The following is an 18,468-nucleotide window of genomic DNA, read 5'->3' on the forward strand; positions in this document are numbered from 1 at the left end:
AGACATTTCTTCTGAGGTTTGTTTATTTAAAGCTGGCTTTAGAGGTTATTCTCCTGGATGATAAGTGCGTTCTGCATTTTTTTCGACATCATCTTTGTAAAATAAAACATCTTTAAATTGTCCATTTTGATACATTTGGGCTTGATCAAAAAAATGTTTTGAGTTTATGTCGCCGCTATTTCCGCCCGCTAATAATGATTTCGCTTTTATCTTTGACCCAAATTCAACGGCGCATACAAAACTATTACCATTGTAGCCGTAACGTTTTTTAGAACCATTTTGGTAACTGCTTTTAAAAGAAGGAAGACTTCCCCAAGAACCAGGGCCATAAGCAATTGGTAAACTTGGTTTCGTATCGTCATATTTTAAATTAATATCACCATTAGAACGTTGAAAACGATTAATTTCTCCCCACGGAATCTGCCATGTTCCCCATTTTGCTTTTAGGTCTTTTACTACTGCCTGCAGTTGTGGAACTAATTGGTCTGCAGTCGCATTTTTAGCAAATTTTTTAGTGTTTTCGACCTGATCAGTTTCTCCTTCATTAACATAAGCCTTTTGAATGATAGGATCTAGTTTGTATGCCCATTCGACTGCAAGAGTTGTTGCTATAGAATTTTCTTTGGCATAATAATCCCAGTTTTTTAAATCAGAAATGGGTTCAGCAAGTTCAATATAGGCTGCATCAGTTGGTTTTATGTTTTTTTCGAAAACTTCTGTCAAAGCGGGAATTAAGATTTCAAAAATAGATAGTTTAGAATCGTAACCGTCAGCAATAACTTTGTCTAAAGTGTATTTTTTGTCTTGACTAAAAATACGAACAGCGTTTATACCTCTAAAATTTTCTCCATCGGGAGCCATATATGCGGGATAATCTTCCTTTTTTGGACTATTAGTTCCTGCTGCAGTGTATGGTGTTGAATTACAGTTTTGAAGCCATCCGTTTGTTGGATTATACAAATGAACCGTTTCATTTACTTCGTGCAGTCCTTTCCATTGCGTAGCAGAAATCGATCCGTCAACTACTTTTGACCAATTGAGATTTTTATCTCTTACCGGAATAAAGTTTCCATGCCAATAAGCAATATTCCCTTTACTGTCCGCATAAACAGTATTGTTGGAAGTATTGGCTTTCAAATCCATTGCTTTCTTATAGTCGTTAAAATCTTTTGATTTAGTTCTAACCCAGCTTTGAATTAAGCTATTCATTGAACGGTTATTAGACTTTAAGCTTATCCATTTTCCGTCTCGTTTGGCCATTATTGGACCATTATTGGTGAAATAAGTTTTAAATTTTTTAGGAACTAGTTTTCCATCTTCTAAATACTTAATTATGATTTCTTTCTCAATTACAGGAATTAATTTCTTGTCGTATTCGTAGAACAGTTTATTTTTTTTCAATACAATTTTTTCAGCATACATATCGGCAACATCCACATTTGAAGAAGTGTGCATCCAGCCGCAGTTTTCATTAAATCCTTGATAGATAAAAAATTGTCCCCAGGTAACGGCGCCATATGCATTTAAACCTTCTTCACTCGAAACTTGAACTTCGGGTCTGAAATAAAAAGTAGTATGCGGATTAATATAAAGAATAGCATTTCCAGAAGCCGTTTTTGAAGGAGCAAAAGCGAATCCATTTGAGCCGGTCTGTACATTTTTTTCTCTTTCTACGTAAGCTGTTTTTTCATTGCTGCCCGAGTAAAAAGCTTTTAATTCTCCTACTGAAAGATCGGCTGTACTAATCGCACCAATACTGCCGTCTGTCCAAAGTAACGGAAACCAAGGTTCGAAATGAGTTAGTAAAAGAGGTTTTACTTCAGGATGTTTGTATAAGTAAAAATTGATTCCGTCAGCATAACTATCCAATAGTTTTTTTAGCCATGGAGCGGCATTTTTATAATCGGTTTTAGCTTCGTTGATATCTATTAAAAGTTTTATTTCTAAATCATTATATAGAACTGATTGTCCTTTTATTTCAGAAAGACGGCCTAGTTTTTCTATATAATTCATTTCAACACGTTTAAAATCGTCTTCGCATTGTGCATACATTAAACCAAAAACAGCCGCAGCATCCGTTTTTCCATAAATATGAGGAATTCCCCAATTATCACGAATTATGGTTACTTTTTGTGCCGTTTCTTCCAATTTTGCAATGTCTTTTTTACTTAGGTTTTGAGAAAAAGCAAAAATAGAAATGCAGCAAAAAAGAAGTGTTGTTTGTAATAATTTAGCAGAATAAATCATATTGTTTTTTTTACAAGGATACATTTCGTTTAAAGGCACATCCTAATTCAACCATCGAATCTGTTTTTGCAATTCCAGGGATATTATCGATTTTTTCGTATAATATTTTTCGCATGTGTTCGTGGTTTTTTGCCGTAATCTTAAGGTAAAGCGTAAAAGATCCTGTAACAAAATAACATTCTGTAATCTCTGGAATTGCTTTTAAAGCTTCAATAATTCTTTCAGAATCAGAATCTTTATTGAGCGTAATTCCGGTAAAAGAAGCCCAGTCATAGCCAATTTGCTTTTCATTTAAAATAGGTTTGATGCCTGTAATTATGCCTTGTTCAAATAAACGATTAATACGTTGATGCACCATTGTATTCGAAATCTTCAAATTAGAAGCAATCGTCGAATAAGCTATTCTGCCATCTTTTTCTAATTCTTTGATAATTTTTACGTCAAACTCATCTAAAATATCCATGCGAAAATTTTTATTTTCTGTAAAGATAAAAATAAGTCTGATTCGTGTGGATAATTATAAAAACAAAATGACTTAATATGTGTTTTAAAATTGATGTTTTGGTTTTTTAAAAGCTATTTTTAAGTTAAATTGTCTTCTTTTTGATTTAAAATAAATAATTTTTATACTTTTGCAGAAGTAAAAAAGAAATTATGATGGCAAATACTCAAGAAATACTTTCGGCAAAATCTGAAATTTTAATCGAGAAAGAAAACAAATACGGAGCCCACAATTACCATCCGCTTCCTGTGGTTTTAGAAAAAGGAGAAGGCGTTTATGTATGGGATGTTGACGGTAAAAAGTATTATGATTTTTTATCAGCATATTCAGCAGTAAATCAAGGGCATTGTCATCCTAAAATTGTGAAAGCAATGGTTGATCAAGCTCAAAAATTGACGCTTACTTCACGTGCTTTTTACAATGATAAATTAGGAAACTACGAAGAGTTTGTAACGAAGTATTTTGGTTTTGATAAAGTTTTACCAATGAATACTGGTGCCGAAGCTGTTGAAACAGCTCTTAAAGTATGTCGTAAATGGGCTTATGAAGTAAAAGGTATTCCAGAAAATCAAGCGCAGATCATTGTTTGCGAGAATAATTTTCACGGAAGAACGACTACAATTATTTCGTTTTCTAATGATGAATCGGCTCGTAAAAACTTTGGACCGTTTACAGATGGATTTATAAAAATTGAATATGATAATCTTGAAGCACTTGAAAAAGCTTTAGAATCATCAAAAACTATTGCAGGATTTTTAGTAGAGCCAATTCAAGGTGAAGCCGGTGTTTATGTACCGTCTGAAGGATATTTAGTAAAAGCAAAAGCATTGTGTGAAAAACATAATGTTTTATTTATTGCCGATGAGGTTCAAACTGGAATTGCTCGTACTGGAAAATTACTAGCGGTTCACCATGAAAATGTACAACCTGATATTTTGATTTTAGGTAAAGCAATTTCGGGCGGAGTTTATCCAGTTTCAGCTGTTTTATGTAATGACGAAATTATGAATGTCATTAAACCGGGTCAGCATGGATCTACTTTTGGAGGAAATCCTGTTGCAGCTGCCGTTGCAATTGCGGCTTTGGAAGTTGTAAAAGAAGAAAATCTTGCTGAAAATGCCGAACGTTTAGGTGTTATTTTAAGAAAGGGATTAAACGAAATCGCTGAAAGAAATAATTTAATCACACTGGTTCGAGGTAAAGGACTTTTGAATGCTATTGTTATTAACTGTGATGAAGATTCTGATTTAGCTTGGCAGATTTGTCTAAAATTTAGAGATAACGGACTGCTTGCAAAACCAACTCATGGTAATAAAATTAGATTAGCACCGCCTTTGGTAATAACAGAAACTCAAATACAAGAATGTCTGGTTATAATCGAAAAATCATTGAATGAATTTAAGTAATTAATTCAGCTTACTTTATTATATAAAAAGGCGTTCGCCGCGACGAACGCCTTTTGTTTATAATTACTTAAAATATCAAAAAAAGTAATTATCTCTTCGAATAGATGTGTGAGACATTTACTCTTAATTAACTCATTGATTGTGCTTGTTTCATTATTTTTTTCCTCGAAATAGGAATGTTTTTAAACACATAGAAACATAGGTTCCAGGGATATTAAAGAATGTAAAAAGACACTAGTTTCTAAACATAGCTATATATATGCAAGTTAAACGCTTCTTAGACTCTCAATAAACACTATGTTCCTATGTGTTTAATTAAGCACAATGATAATTTATATTAAAATCTTACTTTTTTAAGTTCCCACAATGTTTTGATAAAAGTATCAACGTCTTGTGTGGTATTGTAAAAAGCCAATGAAGGACGAACTGTAGTTTCAACTCCCATTCGTCGCAAAATAGGCTGTGCACAATGATGACCGGTACGTACCGCAACACCTTCTTTATTCAAAGCTTGTCCAACCTGATCATTGCTGTAACCTTGCAAGTTAAAAGACAATACACTCGCCTTATCTTTTGCAGTTCCAATCAATCGCACGCCCGGAATTTCTTTTAAAAGATTTGTTGCGTAGTCCAGCAAATAATGCTCGTATTGTCCGATTGCATCGATACCTAATTTGGTAACATAGTCGATTGCTGCGCCAAGACCAATAGCATCTGCAATATTTCCTGTTCCAGCTTCAAAACGATTAGGAGCTTTGTGGTATTTTATTTCCTCAAAAGTTACATCCTGAATCATGTTTCCACCAGATTGATACGGAGGCATTTCATTTAATAAATCTTCTTTACCATACAAAGCGCCAATTCCGGTTGGACCAAAAAGCTTATGTCCAGAAAATACCAGCCAATCTGGATTTAAATCTTGTACATCAACTTTCATGTGCGAAACGGATTGTGCGCCGTCTATTAGAACTTTGGCACCAACTGCATGCGCCATTTCAGTAATTCTTTTAGCAGGAGTTACGGTACCAAGTGCGTTCGAAACTTGTGTAAAAGCAACCAAACGTGTTTTTGAGTTGAGCAGTTTTGCATATTCATCCAGTAAAATCTGACCATCGTCATCAACAGGAATTACTCGAAGTTTTAAGCCTTTTTTGTCTGCTAGTCGTTTCCACGGAACTATATTGGCGTGATGTTCTAAATTACTTACGATAATTTCATCGCCGGCATTTAAATTTTGATCACCCCAAGTGCACGCTACTAAATTAATTCCTTCTGTTGCGCCTCGCACAAAAACAATTTCGTTTACCGAAGATGCATTCAAGAAAGTTTTTACCTTTTCACGAGCTGCTTCATAAGCATCAGAAGCTCTAGCGGCTAACTCATGTGCTGCACGATGAATGTTTGAATTTTCATGTTCATAGAAATAAGCAATACGCTCAATTACCGATTTTGGTTTTTGAGTGGTAGCGGCATTATCCAACCAAACTAATGGCTTTCCGTTTACTGTTTCGCTTAAAATTGGGAAATCTTTTTTGATTAGATTGGCATCAAAATGAGAAGTTGTAAAACCGCTTATTTCTTTGGAGTCAAAAGTGTTTCCAACAATTGCATTTGTATTTCTTTTATCAAAAGCAAACGGATTTTGATCTAAAAAGTAATACGAGTTTGCAGCATCATTTCCATTCAAAGGGAAAGCTTCACGTTTTGTAAATTGTGTATCAACAAATGCTAAAGCTGCTTTTAACTCAGTCTCAAAAGAAGAATTCTCTGTTTGAAATGGCAGATATTCATTGTTTAAGAGTAATTGAGAAAAAAAACTCTCTTCGTTTAATTGCGGGGTAGCGGCGTTTTTTAAATTAGTATCATAAAAACCAGTATGCGGATTGTTAAGGTTTAGATTATAATCTTCCTGAATGCCCGATGTTGTAACGCCGCTTTTAGGATCAAATCCCGCTCCAGCATTAGGATATAATGCAGAAGCTCCTGAACCATAATTTGCAACTGTAGGAGAAGCTCCTAAACCACTAAACGCTGGTAAAGACGAAGGCGTATTTACTGCATTTTGTGATGAAATAGGAGTGTCGCTGCTGCCTAAATTTCCAGTTTGCAAGAACGTTTCTGCAACTTTTGCGGCACGAGGATGTTCATTACGATCTGGACTTAACGAGATTTCTTTAGGAAATTCGTTAGGCAGCGTCTTGAACAATTCGTTAGCTAAAAGCTGCAAATCGTCAATGTTTGGTAAACCGTTATCGTTAGTATTTGTACTCATGATATTTGCCTATTTCTACATCTTCTAAAACCGCGATTGCATCATCTACTAAAATGGCTAATGAACAATAAAGAGATACCAAATAAGAGGCAATTGCTTTTTCGTTTATCCCCATAAAACGAACTGATAATCCTGGAGACTGCTCGCCTTGCAGTCCCGGTTGAATAAGACCGATAACACCTTGACGACTTTCGCCGGTACGCAATAAAATGATTTTTGATTTTCCGTTTTTAATTGGCAGTTTATCTGATGGAATCAGCGGAATACCTCTCCAAGTTAAAAATTGAGATCCAAATAAAGACGTCGTTGGCGGCGGTACACCGCGGCGTGTACATTCACGGCCAAATGCTGCAATGGCTAAGGGATGCAGCAGGAAAAATCCAGGTTCTTTCCATACTTTGGTCAATAACTCATCTAGATCATCTGGAGTTGGCGCGCCGGTTCTGGTTTTTATAATTTGAGAGGGTGCAACATTACTCAATAAACCATAATCTTTATTGTTGATTAATTCGCTTTCCTGACGTTCTTTAATGGTTTCTATTGCCAGTCGCAGCTGTTCTGAAATTTGATTATAAGGCTTGCTGTACAAGTCAGAAACACGAGTATGTACTTCGACAATTGTTTGTACAGCAGCAAGATTATATTCTCTAGGATTATCGATATAATCAACAAAAGTATTTGGTAAAACTCTTTCGTCTCGCGCAGAGCAGTCTACTTGTATATGATTGGCATCTTTTACTTTATTCAAACGAAATACTCCTGATTCTACAGGTGTCCAATGTAAAAGATGTGTCAGCCAGCGCGGACTGATAGTTCCTATTTGTGGAACCGTACGGGTTGCTATTGCTAATTGTCTTGCAGCTACATCTCCTAATGCGGTCTGCTGTTGTTTTGATTCCGCCATGATTTAAAGGTTTAAAAGGTTAATTTGTTTTTGATTAAAAGTGCTTATTACTAGATATTTAGAAGCCTTTTTTTAATTTGATATATAAATTTAGATTAAAAATAAAAACACTCAAAGTAAATTGGATTTAATTTATAGTAAAGTTGTTTTTAAATTATTGATATACAGTGTTTATGAATCGATTACTCACTAAATACGATCGCATTGTTGTCTTTTATTTTAATTTCATTTTTGTGATATACTATTGAATTTGACGGGACAGTATAAGTAAGCCAGACATTCCCGCCAATGATCGAATCGCTTCCTACAACAGTTTGTCCGCCCAAAATGGTGCTATTCGAATATATAATGACATTATCCTCAATAGTTGGATGTCTTTTAATAAAAGCATCTTCTTTTTTTACACTCAAAGCGCCCAGCGTAACACCTTGAAACAGCTGCACATTATCGCCGATAATTGTGGTTTCGCCAATAACAATTCCAGTTCCGTGGTCAATTGCAAAATCATTTCCTATTTGTGCGCCTGGATGAATTTCTATACTGGTTTTAATATGCGCATATTCTGAAATAGTTCTCGCCAAAAGTTTTAAATCCTGTTTCCATAATTGATGTGAAAAGCGGTATATCGCAATAGCAAAAAAACCGGGATAAGAATACAATACCTCTTCCAGCGATTTTGCGGCTGGATCTTTTGTAAAAATGCTTAAAGCATCGTTTATCGTCTTTTTATGCAAATGCGGTATGGCATTAAAAAAAGTCAGTGTCTGCTCTTTATCATGATCTTTTTTTTGCGAAAAATCTTGAACCAATTCATCAAAACGCTTTTTAAGCTGATTGAATTTGTATTTAATTGTAGCTTCAGATTCGTGTGATTTTGACGTATTTGAAAACAAAATGACAAATAAGTCATCAATAAATAGATGTATTAATTTCTTCTCTGGAAGTATTAGTAATTCCTGATGCTGTTTTGCTATTTCTTGATAAAATGAATTCATAATAAAGTGTTTTTTGGTTAGTAACTAACATTTACGAGAAATCAACTAATCTGAATTTGTACTTTTAAAACATTTTAAATTAATCTGTTGTTATAAAAATTCTAAAACACATAGAAGCATAGATTAAAAAAAGTGTTTCATTTATTTAAAATAAACATAAGGAGTTATGTAAAAGAAATGTATTTCTTTTTTGTCTCCTTCGCTAGGCATAAAATCTATGTTTTTATGTTTTAAAATAATTACATCCAACGGTTAAAGCGTTGTTTTTTTTGGTGTCGAAAATTTCTCTCTTATATAATAAACAGGTATTCCAATTCCTGCAATGATCAATCCAGGCCAAGTGTAAGTAGGTTTGTAAATGATTAATAAAATGCAAAAAGCTGATCCTAAAAGAATATAAATGGCGGGCAAAAACGGATATCCAAAAGCTTTATAAGGACGTTCGTGTTTAGGTTTGTTAATACGCAGCACAAAAATTCCAGCAATAGTGATAACGTAAAACAAAACCACAACAAAAGAAATCATGTCCAATAAATTGCCGTAACGTCCGCTTAAACTCAAAATTACTGCCATAAAAAACTGGATCCAAAGTGCATTTGCAGGAACCGAATGTTTGTTTAAAATCGCTGTTTTTTTGAAGAACAAACCGTCTTTTGCCATACTTTGATAAACTCTTGCGCCCGATAAAATCATTCCGTTAGCACAACCAAACGAAGCAATTAAAATCATTAAGGCAATAATCGAAGTACCGCTTGAACCAAAAATAGCCTGCGCCGCAGCAATTCCAACGCGGTCTTTTTCTGGCGTTCCAATGGCTTCAACAGGTAAAACTGCGGTAAACATTACATTTAATGAAACATAAATTAGGGTTACAACTGCAGTTCCTAGAAGTAAACTCAAACCAATATTGCGTTTTGGATTTTTTATTTCGTCAGATACAAAAGTTACATTGTTCCATGCGTCGTAACTAATTACGGTTCCCACTAATGCCGAAGCTATTGCGCCCCAAAAAGCTGGTGTATTCGTATATTGTAAAAAAGTACCATCAGGATTTAGCTTTTGTAAATGAAACGGATTTGTCCAGTTTGCCTGCCAGATTTCGGGTTTGAAAAATATAAATCCGAAAATAATCAATACTAATAAGCTGATTAACTTAGTTCCCGTAAAAAACTTCTGAATCACTTTTCCAAGTTTTACACCTTTGGTATTTATGTAAGTCAGAATAAATAACAAGACAATAGAGGAGAGCTGTGCCGGAGATACTGTAAATGATTCTCCAATTCTAAAAGCAATCAAATCTTCACTAAAAAACGGAAAAAAGTAAGCCAGAAATTTAAAGAACGAAACGCAAACCGCGGCAATTGTTCCTGTTTGAATAACCGTAAATAAACTCCAGCCGTAAACAAATGCCACAAGCGGATTGTAGGCTTCTTTTAAGTAAACATATTGACCTCCTGATTTAGGAAACATACCGCTTAATTCTCCATAACTTACCGCAGCGATCAAAGTCATGAAACCGCCAATGAGCCAAACTAAAATAAGCCATCCTGCTGATCCCACGTTTCGGGTAACATCAGCACTTACAATAAAAATTCCAGAACCAATCATTCCGCTGGCAACCAATAAGGCTGCATCGGCAAGACCGAGTTCTCTTTTGTATTCTTGTTTTTTTTCTATTTCAGACATTCTAAATTTTATTTTTATAACTAAACCAATTCAGCATTGGTTAAAGGTGTTGTAGGTGTTTCTTGCGGAATTCTTCCTTGCAAATGCGGTAAAGAGGCATTTGGTAAACGTGGTAAAACTAGTTTTGCAAAATAATTGGCTTCTTCAATTAAAGGAAATCCTGAGAAAATAAAAGAGCGAAAACCCATATCCATATAGCGATTTAGTTTTTCTATAATTTGATCAGCACTTCCTACGAGACCGCTTCCGCAGCCGGAAAAAACTTTACCAATATCTGTCCATAAAATATCCTCTACATAACCATCGTCGTCAGCCGTTTCTCTTAATTCGTCTTGTTTTAAAACGCCTAGAGAACGTGAATCTTCACCGCGGCTTCTAATTTCTAAACCTCGTTTTTCGTCAAACTTTGAAATCAGTTTTTTCGCGTAAGCTCTTGCTTCTTCTTGTGTTTCGCGAACAATTACATGTATTCTTAATCCAAAATCAATAGTTCTTCCTTCGGCAGCAGCGCGTTCGCTCATTTCCTTAAGAGTGGCATACATCGATTCTTCAGATTCCGGCCAAGTCAAAAACACATCGCAATGTTTGGCGCAAACAGCTCTGGAACCAGGTGAAGTTCCTCCAAAATACAATAACGGACCACCATTTTGCTGATATGATTTTACAGGATCAGAAGGCAGATCAAACTGATAAATTTCGCCTTTGTGAGAGATTCGGTCTTGTGTCCAGCCTTGCTGTAAAATCTGAATTACTTCAGAACATCTTTGGTATCTTACATTAGGATCTTCGCGTGTTCCAGGTAAATCAGAATTTATGATATTCAAAATCAATCTTCCTTTCAGCATATGATCCAGCGAAGAAATGGCTCGCGCTAACATAGGTGGATGTACTTCGCCGGTACGAATTGCGAGCAAAAATGTAATCTTGTTGGTTTCGGGCGCAACACTTGCCGCAAAAGCCAATCCGTCTTGACCTACAGTATAAGCAGATGGATATAAAATATTGCTAAAACCTAATTTTTCTGCTTCCAGCGTAATGTCACGGCAATGCTCGTAGCTGCTTCGACGATCATTGTCTAGAACGCCTAAATATTCTGTATCACCGCCAATAATATCATTAAACCAAGAAATCTCTGCGACTCTTTCGGGTGTTCTTATAGCGACAGTTTCAATTTTTCCCTCAATCATTTTTTTTCTTCTTTTTTAAGCCCTTTTTTATTTTTGTATTCTTTTTATCTTGTGAGTTTACTGTATCAGTTTCACTAAACCAGAAAAATTCAGAAGACTTTTTTGGTGTTCTCATTGATACAGCTGGCGCAGGATTAATGTTGATCTGATTCATTTTTTTAAGCTTTAAATGGTTATTTTTTAAAAACTGTTTTTCCTTCCTTAATCGTTTCCAAAACAATTATGTCTTTTATTTTAGAAGGCTCAACTTTTGTTAAATCATCAGAAAGAACTACTAAATCGGCTAGTTTTCCAGTTTCGATAGAACCTTTGCTGTTTTCTTCAAAATATTGATATGCTCCGTTTATAGTAATAGCGCGTAAACCTTCGATAGGAGTAAGGCGTTCGTCAGGACCAATAACTTGTCCAGAACGTGATTTTCTTTCTACAGAAGTCCATAACAAAAACAATTGGTTTAGCGGTGTAACAGGATAATCAGTATGGTTTGTAGCGACAACTCCTTTTTTAATTGCTGTTTTTAATGGGCTTAAGAAGTTTGCTCTTTCTGGACCTAAGTTGCGAACGTGTACGTCTCCCCAAAAAAAGGCGTGATTACTAAATAAAGCGGCAATTATACCCAGTTTTTTGTAGCTGTCTAATTGATCTGGACGTACAAATTGTGAGTGAATAGTTACGGGTCTGCGATCATTACTGTTTGTATTTAAAGATTTATTGGCATTTTCGATTGCTTTTAAATACATATCTATGGTCGCATCTCCGTTGCAATGCACAAACGGACGAACATTGTTTTGAAAAGCTTTAATTACAAGGTCATTAAATTGATCTTGTGTAATGTTTGGGAAACCTGTACATTGATCATGATTACAACCTGGCACTTCTACTAAATATGATTTACTAAAAAAAGCTGTTTTACCTTGAGGAGAACCATCGGCAATCATTTTTGTTCCTGCTAGTTTTAAGTGATTTTTTAGTACACCAAACTTAAAATCAGGATTTTCTAGTACCTTTTCTAAAGTTGGATAACCGGGCAAAGCTTCAATATCAATAAACAAAGCATTTTTTTCGGCTGCTTTATGCAATAATTGCAGTGACTCATAACTTGTATATCCGTCCTGAGCTGTGGTAATACCGTTACTTGCATAAAATAATTGCTGTTCATTTAAGCTTTTTATCTGCTCCTCTAAAGATGGTGCTGGTTTTGCAGGTCTCTTTAATAATCTGCTGGCATTTTCTTGTAATAAACCTGTAGGTTCGTTAGTGCCTTTTTTTCTTTCGATGGCACCGCCGGCTGGGTTTGGAGTACTTGCATCAATTCCTGAAATTTTTAAAGCATAAGAATTTGAAACAGACATATGCCCGTTGATATTTGTGATCGTTACGGGATTATTAGGAAAAGCAGCATCAAGATCTTCTTTATTGGGATGTCTTTTTTCTTCTAATTGATCTTGATCGTATCCGTAGGCATCAATCCATTCGCCTGGAGCGATATTTTTTTGCTTCTGAAAATCCTGAATACGACTTACCAAATCGGCAATGTTTTTAACTGTACCCATTGGCGGTGAACCTACATTTACGGTTGTCGATCTTGACAATCCCATAAAATGGCTGTGTCCGTCAATAAACCCGGGAACCACAGTTTTGCCTTTTAAATCAACAACAATTGTTTTTTTGTCTTTCAGTTTCTCAATTGCGCTATTGCTGCCAACTGCCAGAATTTTTCCATTACTTACTGCAACGGCTTGTGCTGTGCTGTTTTTGGCGTCAACAGTGATTATATTTCCATTGATAAAAACCTTATCAGCGGTATTTTTTTGTTGAGCGGTAATAATCGTCGAAGCGAAGATTAAAGCCAGATATTTAAAATTATTTTTCATTTCGTTATTTTTTATGTTTTTATTTTTTTGATAAAGTCAATAGTAATCTGCTGACTTCAAATATTTTTTAACACATAGAAATATAGATTTTGCTCTGTTGAAATTGGCATTTCACTTCTTTTTGTTCCCTTATCTAAAAGTTTGATGCTATGTTTCTATGTGTTAATTTTTTTTTTAATTGTACTTAGCGGTTGTACTATTTTATCTCGGCGCCAGTTTATTATAAGCCAATTCGTTACTAGGAATTGCCCAAACATAATTGCCTGCTGTTGGCAGCACTTCTGGAGCTACACCTGCATTTCCTGTTTTTCCTGGAAGAGTCTGTACACGTCGTAATAAGTCTGGTGTACGGAATCCTTCGCCAACTAATTCTATTCTTCTTTCCGTTAAAATAGTAGCAATCAATTCGTCTTTTGTCGTAACACCAGTTGTAAAAACATAAGAAGCATCAGAACGATTTCGTACAGCAGATAATAAAGTTCTAGCCAAAGGAAGATTGTTATTCTGCGCCGCGGCTTCGGCATAGTTTAATATGATTTCGGCGTATCTAATAACAGGTACAAAATCAGTAAAAGGAGCGCTGTTTTTCTTGAATTTGTTTAGCAGTTTCTGACCAGTTGAATTGGTAATTACTAGAGCTTTTCTTGCATCTGTTGAGGTTGGTGAGGCAAAAACATCATTTGCAATAATTCCTGCACTATTAAAATAAAGAACTGGAGTTAAATAATTTGGTCCAAGAGCACTTTGTAAACCCGGTGCTTCTGCGGCAGTTGTAAACGGAATGGTAAATAGGGCTTCGCTGCCTACGTAAAGACCTCCAAAAACAGTTGCAATATTGGGTTCTAAGCGATGCGTTAAACTTCCTGATACATATTGAAATGGTGCCGATTGCGGTACAATTTTACTTGCTTCCGAAACTACTTTTGCATAATCGCCTTTGCTTAAATAGGCTCTTGTTTTTAAGGCGATCGCTGTGGCTTTATGTGCTCTCGAAGCGTTAAGAATTGCGGTTGAATAACTTTCTGGCAAATCGGCTTCGGCTTCGTCAAGATCTTTTAGTATTTGAGTGTAAACATCGGAAACCGAGCTAAAAGCAAAGTCATTAAGTCCGCCAGATGTGTTTCCTTTTAAGCGCAGCGGAAGCGCTGGCGCAGCACTATTTTGAGCGTAAGGTTTTGCATAAGTCTGCACTAAACTCAAGTACGAAATGGCTCTGATAAACTTGGCCTCAGCAATATAATTTTTGCGTAAATCATCGGTAACAACAGTTGTATTTGCTAAATTATCGATTAGAATATTCGAAAAATTAATCGCCGTATAAGCAACACTCCAAACAGAGTTTACAAAATCTCCCGATGAGGTTATAGACTGATTCCAAACATTGGCACCAGTTGAGTTGTTTCCGTCATTTTGGCTAAATTCATTTCCTCGCTGCTCATTAAAAATAATGAATCGGCCGCCATACAATGACGGATTGCTGAATTGCGCATAAAGTCCATTTACCTGTGCTAAAATTTTTGCAGGCGTGCTAAAAGCAGTTTCCGTAGAAATACTTGTTTCCGGCACCGTATCTAAAGAATCATCACTGCATCCTGCCAATAATAGGGCTATAAATGGAGTAATAATAAAGGCTTTTGTGATGCTTTTTCTATAATTTTTATAATTGAAATTCATGATGTTTTTATTTAATGGTATAATTAATTAGCGCCTAGAAACCTACATTAAGACCTAATGTAAACACAGATGAGTTGGCTGGCACGTTTTGATCTTTTCCAGAATTAATTGAATTTCCGTTTATTGAAATCTCAGGATCTGAACCTCTGTATTTAGTCCAAGTCAGTAAATTTGATCCTTGAGCATATACTTTTGCAGATGAGATGTATTTATTAATCAATTCATTTTTAACTGGAATTCTGTAACTTAAAATGATATTTTTAAGTTTTAAATACGATCCGTCTTCAACATAAGCTGAGTTGCTTGATGAGAAACCTCCAGAAAAACTGTCGCCATACACTAACTTTGGAACATCGGTAACTTGTCCTGGTGTTGTCCAGCGGTCTTTTATGAAAGTTCCGTTGTTAAAAAAGCGCTGATCTGATAAAGTAGATCGTGTACCGTTGTACAATTTGTTTCCTCCAGAAAAAGTAAGTCCAATCGTTAAATCGAAATTTCGATAAGACAAATTATTGTTCAAACCACCATAATAAGTTGGCAAAGACGGGCCTTGAATGCGGCCGTCACGATAGTTGTCGATTGCAGGAGCTGCAGTGCCGTTTAAATAGGTAAAAGCCTTTGTAAGTGCATTGTATTGCACCTCTTCATTATTTGCATTTACATAAACTCGGTTTCCGTTTTCAGGATTTACGCCAGTTGTTGGAACCGCAAAAATAGAACCTACAGAATAACCTTCTCTAGTAATATTCTGGATTCCGAAAGTGCTTAAAGCTGTCGGATAAATATCACCGTATCCTCCAAGAGAAGTAACTTTGTTTTTGATCGTAGATAAATTCAAACTCGCATTCCATTGAAAATCATTATCATCAATAATATTCGCATTCACAGTAAGTTCAAAACCTTTATTGTAAAGAGAACCTACGTTTGCAGCAATAGAGTTATTTGGGATTCCTTGTGATAACGCTTGAGGAGCATTTAAAATTAAATCGTTGATATTGTTTTTATAATAATCTGCTTCAATAGTAATACGATTATTGAATAAAGCCAAATTAACTCCAAAATCAAACTTTTTGCTGGTTTCCCACTTTAAGTTAGAATTTCCAGATTGAGAGAAGTTAAGAGTAGGCACTCCTGCATAAGTTCCTGCTGTATATTGTGATAGCGAAGCATAATCGTTCAATTCGCTGTTACCCACAATTCCGTAGCTGGCACGCACTTTAAACGCATTCAGCACTTCTTTGATAGACGAGTTTTTATAAAAATCTTCTTCAGATATATTCCATCCCACAGAAGCACCTCCAAAATTCCCCCATTTATTGCCGCTTGCCAATGCTGATAATCCGTCTCTTCTGAAGTTAAGATTCAATAAATATTTTTTGTCATAATCGTAAGCAATACTGCTGAAATAAGAAAGCAGTACATTTTCAGTTTGAACAGAAACGCCTGGGGTTATAGTTGTAAATCCGCCTTGAAAACTCGTAAAAAACGGATCTGTAAGTCCTGTTTTTATTGCTCCCCATCCATCAATTGTTCTAACATTTTTTTCCTGTCCTAAAAGCGCTTTTAAATTATGTTTTTCGTTAAATACAATAGAGTAGGTAAGCGTATTTGTCCAGTTTGATCTTTGGTATTTTGTGTTCGAATTGGTAGCTCCTCCTTTGGTTGAAAAACCGTCACCGCTGTAAGGGTTTCTAAATTCTTTGTTTTCGACAACAAAATTATTAATGCCGTAAACAGTCTTAAATTTTAAGTTTTTAAGGATTTCAAGTTCCGCATAAACACTTCCGATAAAAGTATTGTTCTCAGAAGTATTTTTGTCTAAATCTAAAATCGTCTGCAGGTTGTAAGCATTAAAAACGCCTAATGAAGGACTATTTGGACCGTATCCAATATTTCCGTTGGCTGGATTTATATTGTATGAACCTTCAGCATTATAAACTGAAACGTTTGATGGCAAAATATAAGTAAGTCTTCCAAGCGGCTGTAATCCTATGTATTGTGTATTAACACTATTTCCCGATGAAGAAGCAACAGAATTAGGAGTCGAAGAACCAGAATTTGGTCCTGAGTTCAGGGTGTTGTTATACGAGAAATTAGTTCCTACAATAAACGAATTAGTTACCTTTTGTTCAAAGTTTAGTCGAATTCCCTGTCTCTTAAATTCGTTTGTTTTCAAAATACCATTTTGATCGGAATAGTTAGCCGATACAAAATAGTTGGTAGAATTTGTAGCACCAGAAAAACTTAAGTTGTGGTTTTGAGAAACTCCTGTATGATAAGCAACATCATACCAATTGGTTTCTTGCGTAGATCCATCCGCATTTTGTCCTAGAGCAAAACCAGGTGTAAGTCCCGCATTTGTTCTAGCTTCATTTTTGATGGTTACATAATCCTGAGCATTTAAAAGTTTTGGTAAATTATTGGCCTTATTCCAGCTTACCCAAACATCATAATTGATATTTACTTTTCCTTTCTTTCCTTTTTTAGTAGTAATTACAATAACTCCATTTGCTGCACGCGAACCATAAACTGCCGCCGCCGATGCGTCTTTTAAAACATCGATAGATTCAATATCATTCGGATTAATATCTGACAATGGATTATTGCCAATTGCTCCGCCTGCAGTTCCTGTAAATACAGTTACTCCATCAACAATAATAAGCGGATACAACGAACTGGTTATAGAGTTTATTCCTCGAATTCTAATAACTGGAGTATTGTTTAACGAACCGCTTGGCTGTACAATATTTAGTCCAGATGCTTGACCGCCCAATAACTGGTCAAAACTTTGTGCAGGACGATTTGCTATTTGTTTGGCGTCGATTTTTGCAGTAGAACCTGTAAAGGTTTTTTTTGCCGAAGTTCCATATCCTACAACAACAATTTCGTCTAATTTCTCGACTTGTTCCGTCAGTTTGATTACAATTGGACTTCCGTCTACTACAACTTCTTTAGAAAGATATCCGATATAGCTGATTTGTAATGTGTAAGGAAATTTTTGACCTGTTTGAAAATAAAATTTTCCGTCTAAATCTGTTTCTACGCTGTGAGTGGTTCCTTTAATGTTTACAGAAGCACCTATAACAGGCTGATTGGTTATTTGATCTACTATGGTTCCATTTAGTTTAGATTGAATTGTAGGCTCTGTGTTTTGAGCTTTAATTCCAACTGAGATAAACAAAATGCTAATCCATAAAATAAGTTTTGTACTTTTTTTCATTCTTGGTAATAGGTTTTTGTAATTAAAAAATGCACAAAGAGGTTCGTTTAAACCCTTGTTTTCATTCTTTTATTTTAGTGATAAATATTCTTTAATTCCGTCTCATTTCTGTTGCCGCAGAAACGTGTTTACGTGTAGTTGAAATGGTTGTTTTTCGTCATGTTTGTTGGTGTTAGTTATTATTTTGATGATTTATGGTTATGATACAGTAATCCTTATTGATGCAAAAAAAATTGAATCAAAGCGATTAAATTATGTCAGCAAGAAACCTAAGGTTTTAAGAAAATCGTTTTTAAGGTTTTGTGGAAAAAACAATTGAAAACGAAATGTTTATGAAGAATTAACAACAGAAGCACATATAACGAAAAGTGTTATAGGTATACTTTTTAGGAAGAATAAAAGATGATATGCTAACGGTTGTTTTCAAAATACAGTTGTTTATAGTTTTAAACTCTACTAATTCTATAGACAAAGTTAAATTTAATATAATAAAAACCAAAA

General features: G+C 35.2%; 11 protein-coding genes. 1 reads left to right on the top strand and 10 read right to left on the bottom strand.

All coding sequences use genetic code 11. The features are described from left to right. Positions 1-45 precede the first annotated feature (45 nt). Together B0A81_RS20865 and B0A81_RS20870 are read right to left on the bottom strand one after the other, a co-directional pair. A complete protein-coding gene (locus B0A81_RS20865; RefSeq protein ID WP_244281448.1) occupies positions 46-2,271 on the bottom strand; it encodes a penicillin acylase family protein in 2,226 nt (741 codons plus the stop codon). After that, complete coding sequence (locus B0A81_RS20870) at positions 2,258-2,710, bottom strand: Lrp/AsnC family transcriptional regulator (RefSeq protein WP_089059802.1); 453 nt, start codon at positions 2,708-2,710, stop codon at positions 2,258-2,260. The genes B0A81_RS20865 and B0A81_RS20870 overlap by 14 nt, the downstream gene beginning before the upstream one ends. Before the next feature lie 194 nt (positions 2,711-2,904). Between B0A81_RS20870 and rocD the strand changes: the two genes are divergently transcribed. After that, positions 2,905-4,155, top strand: coding sequence for an ornithine--oxo-acid transaminase (rocD, locus tag B0A81_RS20875; protein ID WP_089059803.1), 1,251 nt, complete (start codon positions 2,905-2,907; stop codon positions 4,153-4,155). Positions 4,156-4,492: 337 nt separating this feature from the next. On the opposite strand, the gene B0A81_RS20880 is transcribed toward rocD, so the two are convergent. The 8 genes from B0A81_RS20880 to B0A81_RS20915 all read right to left on the bottom strand — a co-directional run bounded on the left by B0A81_RS20880 (position 4,493) and on the right by B0A81_RS20915 (position 17,967). Beyond that, complete coding sequence (locus B0A81_RS20880; protein WP_089059804.1) at positions 4,493-6,427, bottom strand: family 2A encapsulin nanocompartment cargo protein cysteine desulfurase; 1,935 nt, start codon at positions 6,425-6,427, stop codon at positions 4,493-4,495. After that, positions 6,411-7,331: a family 2A encapsulin nanocompartment shell protein gene (locus B0A81_RS20885; protein WP_089059805.1), complete on the bottom strand. Its 921-nt coding sequence runs from the start codon at positions 7,329-7,331 to the stop codon at positions 6,411-6,413. The genes B0A81_RS20880 and B0A81_RS20885 overlap by 17 nt, the downstream gene beginning before the upstream one ends. A 182-nt stretch (positions 7,332-7,513) precedes the next feature. Next, entirely contained in the window at positions 7,514-8,326 is an 813-nt protein-coding gene (gene epsC / locus B0A81_RS20890) for a serine O-acetyltransferase EpsC (RefSeq protein WP_089059806.1), read from the bottom strand. Between the two features lie 252 nt (positions 8,327-8,578). Further along, positions 8,579-10,012 (bottom strand): APC family permease, encoded by a 1,434-nt coding sequence (locus B0A81_RS20895; protein WP_089059807.1) that lies wholly within the window; start codon positions 10,010-10,012, stop codon positions 8,579-8,581. A 20-nt stretch (positions 10,013-10,032) separates the two neighbouring features. Continuing rightward, a complete protein-coding gene (locus B0A81_RS20900) occupies positions 10,033-11,199 on the bottom strand; it encodes an LLM class flavin-dependent oxidoreductase (protein WP_089059808.1) in 1,167 nt (388 codons plus the stop codon). 173 nt (positions 11,200-11,372) lie between these two features. Continuing rightward, on the bottom strand, positions 11,373-13,073 hold the full coding sequence (locus B0A81_RS20905; protein ID WP_089059809.1) for an amidohydrolase: 1,701 nt from the start codon (positions 13,071-13,073) through the stop codon (positions 11,373-11,375). 201 nt (positions 13,074-13,274) lie between these two features. Beyond that, positions 13,275-14,747 (bottom strand): RagB/SusD family nutrient uptake outer membrane protein, encoded by a 1,473-nt coding sequence (locus B0A81_RS20910; RefSeq protein WP_089059810.1) that lies wholly within the window; start codon positions 14,745-14,747, stop codon positions 13,275-13,277. A 34-nt stretch (positions 14,748-14,781) separates the two neighbouring features. After that, a complete protein-coding gene (locus tag B0A81_RS20915) occupies positions 14,782-17,967 on the bottom strand; it encodes a SusC/RagA family TonB-linked outer membrane protein (protein ID WP_089059811.1) in 3,186 nt (1,061 codons plus the stop codon). Positions 17,968-18,468: the final 501 nt, after the last annotated feature.

It is taken from the genome of Flavobacterium plurextorum (genome assembly GCF_002217395.1).
GTDB classification, from domain to species: Bacteria; Bacteroidota; Bacteroidia; order Flavobacteriales; family Flavobacteriaceae; genus Flavobacterium; species Flavobacterium plurextorum.

Coding starts and splice junctions, on each gene's coding strand:
- B0A81_RS20900 (WP_089059808.1), bottom strand. CDS start 11,199: ATGATTGAGGGAAAAATTGAAACTGTCGCTATAAGAACACCCGAAAGA.
- B0A81_RS20865 (WP_244281448.1), bottom strand. CDS start 2,271: ATGTATCCTTGTAAAAAAAACAATATGATTTATTCTGCTAAATTATTA.
- B0A81_RS20880 (WP_089059804.1), bottom strand. CDS start 6,427: ATGAGTACAAATACTAACGATAACGGTTTACCAAACATTGACGATTTG.
- rocD (WP_089059803.1), top strand. CDS start 2,905: ATGGCAAATACTCAAGAAATACTTTCGGCAAAATCTGAAATTTTAATC.
- B0A81_RS20885 (WP_089059805.1), bottom strand. CDS start 7,331: ATGGCGGAATCAAAACAACAGCAGACCGCATTAGGAGATGTAGCTGCA.
- B0A81_RS20910 (WP_089059810.1), bottom strand. CDS start 14,747: ATGAATTTCAATTATAAAAATTATAGAAAAAGCATCACAAAAGCCTTT.
- B0A81_RS20895 (WP_089059807.1), bottom strand. CDS start 10,012: ATGTCTGAAATAGAAAAAAAACAAGAATACAAAAGAGAACTCGGTCTT.
- epsC (WP_089059806.1), bottom strand. CDS start 8,326: ATGAATTCATTTTATCAAGAAATAGCAAAACAGCATCAGGAATTACTA.
- B0A81_RS20870 (WP_089059802.1), bottom strand. CDS start 2,710: ATGGATATTTTAGATGAGTTTGACGTAAAAATTATCAAAGAATTAGAA.
- B0A81_RS20905 (WP_089059809.1), bottom strand. CDS start 13,073: ATGAAAAATAATTTTAAATATCTGGCTTTAATCTTCGCTTCGACGATT.
- B0A81_RS20915 (WP_089059811.1), bottom strand. CDS start 17,967: ATGAAAAAAAGTACAAAACTTATTTTATGGATTAGCATTTTGTTTATC.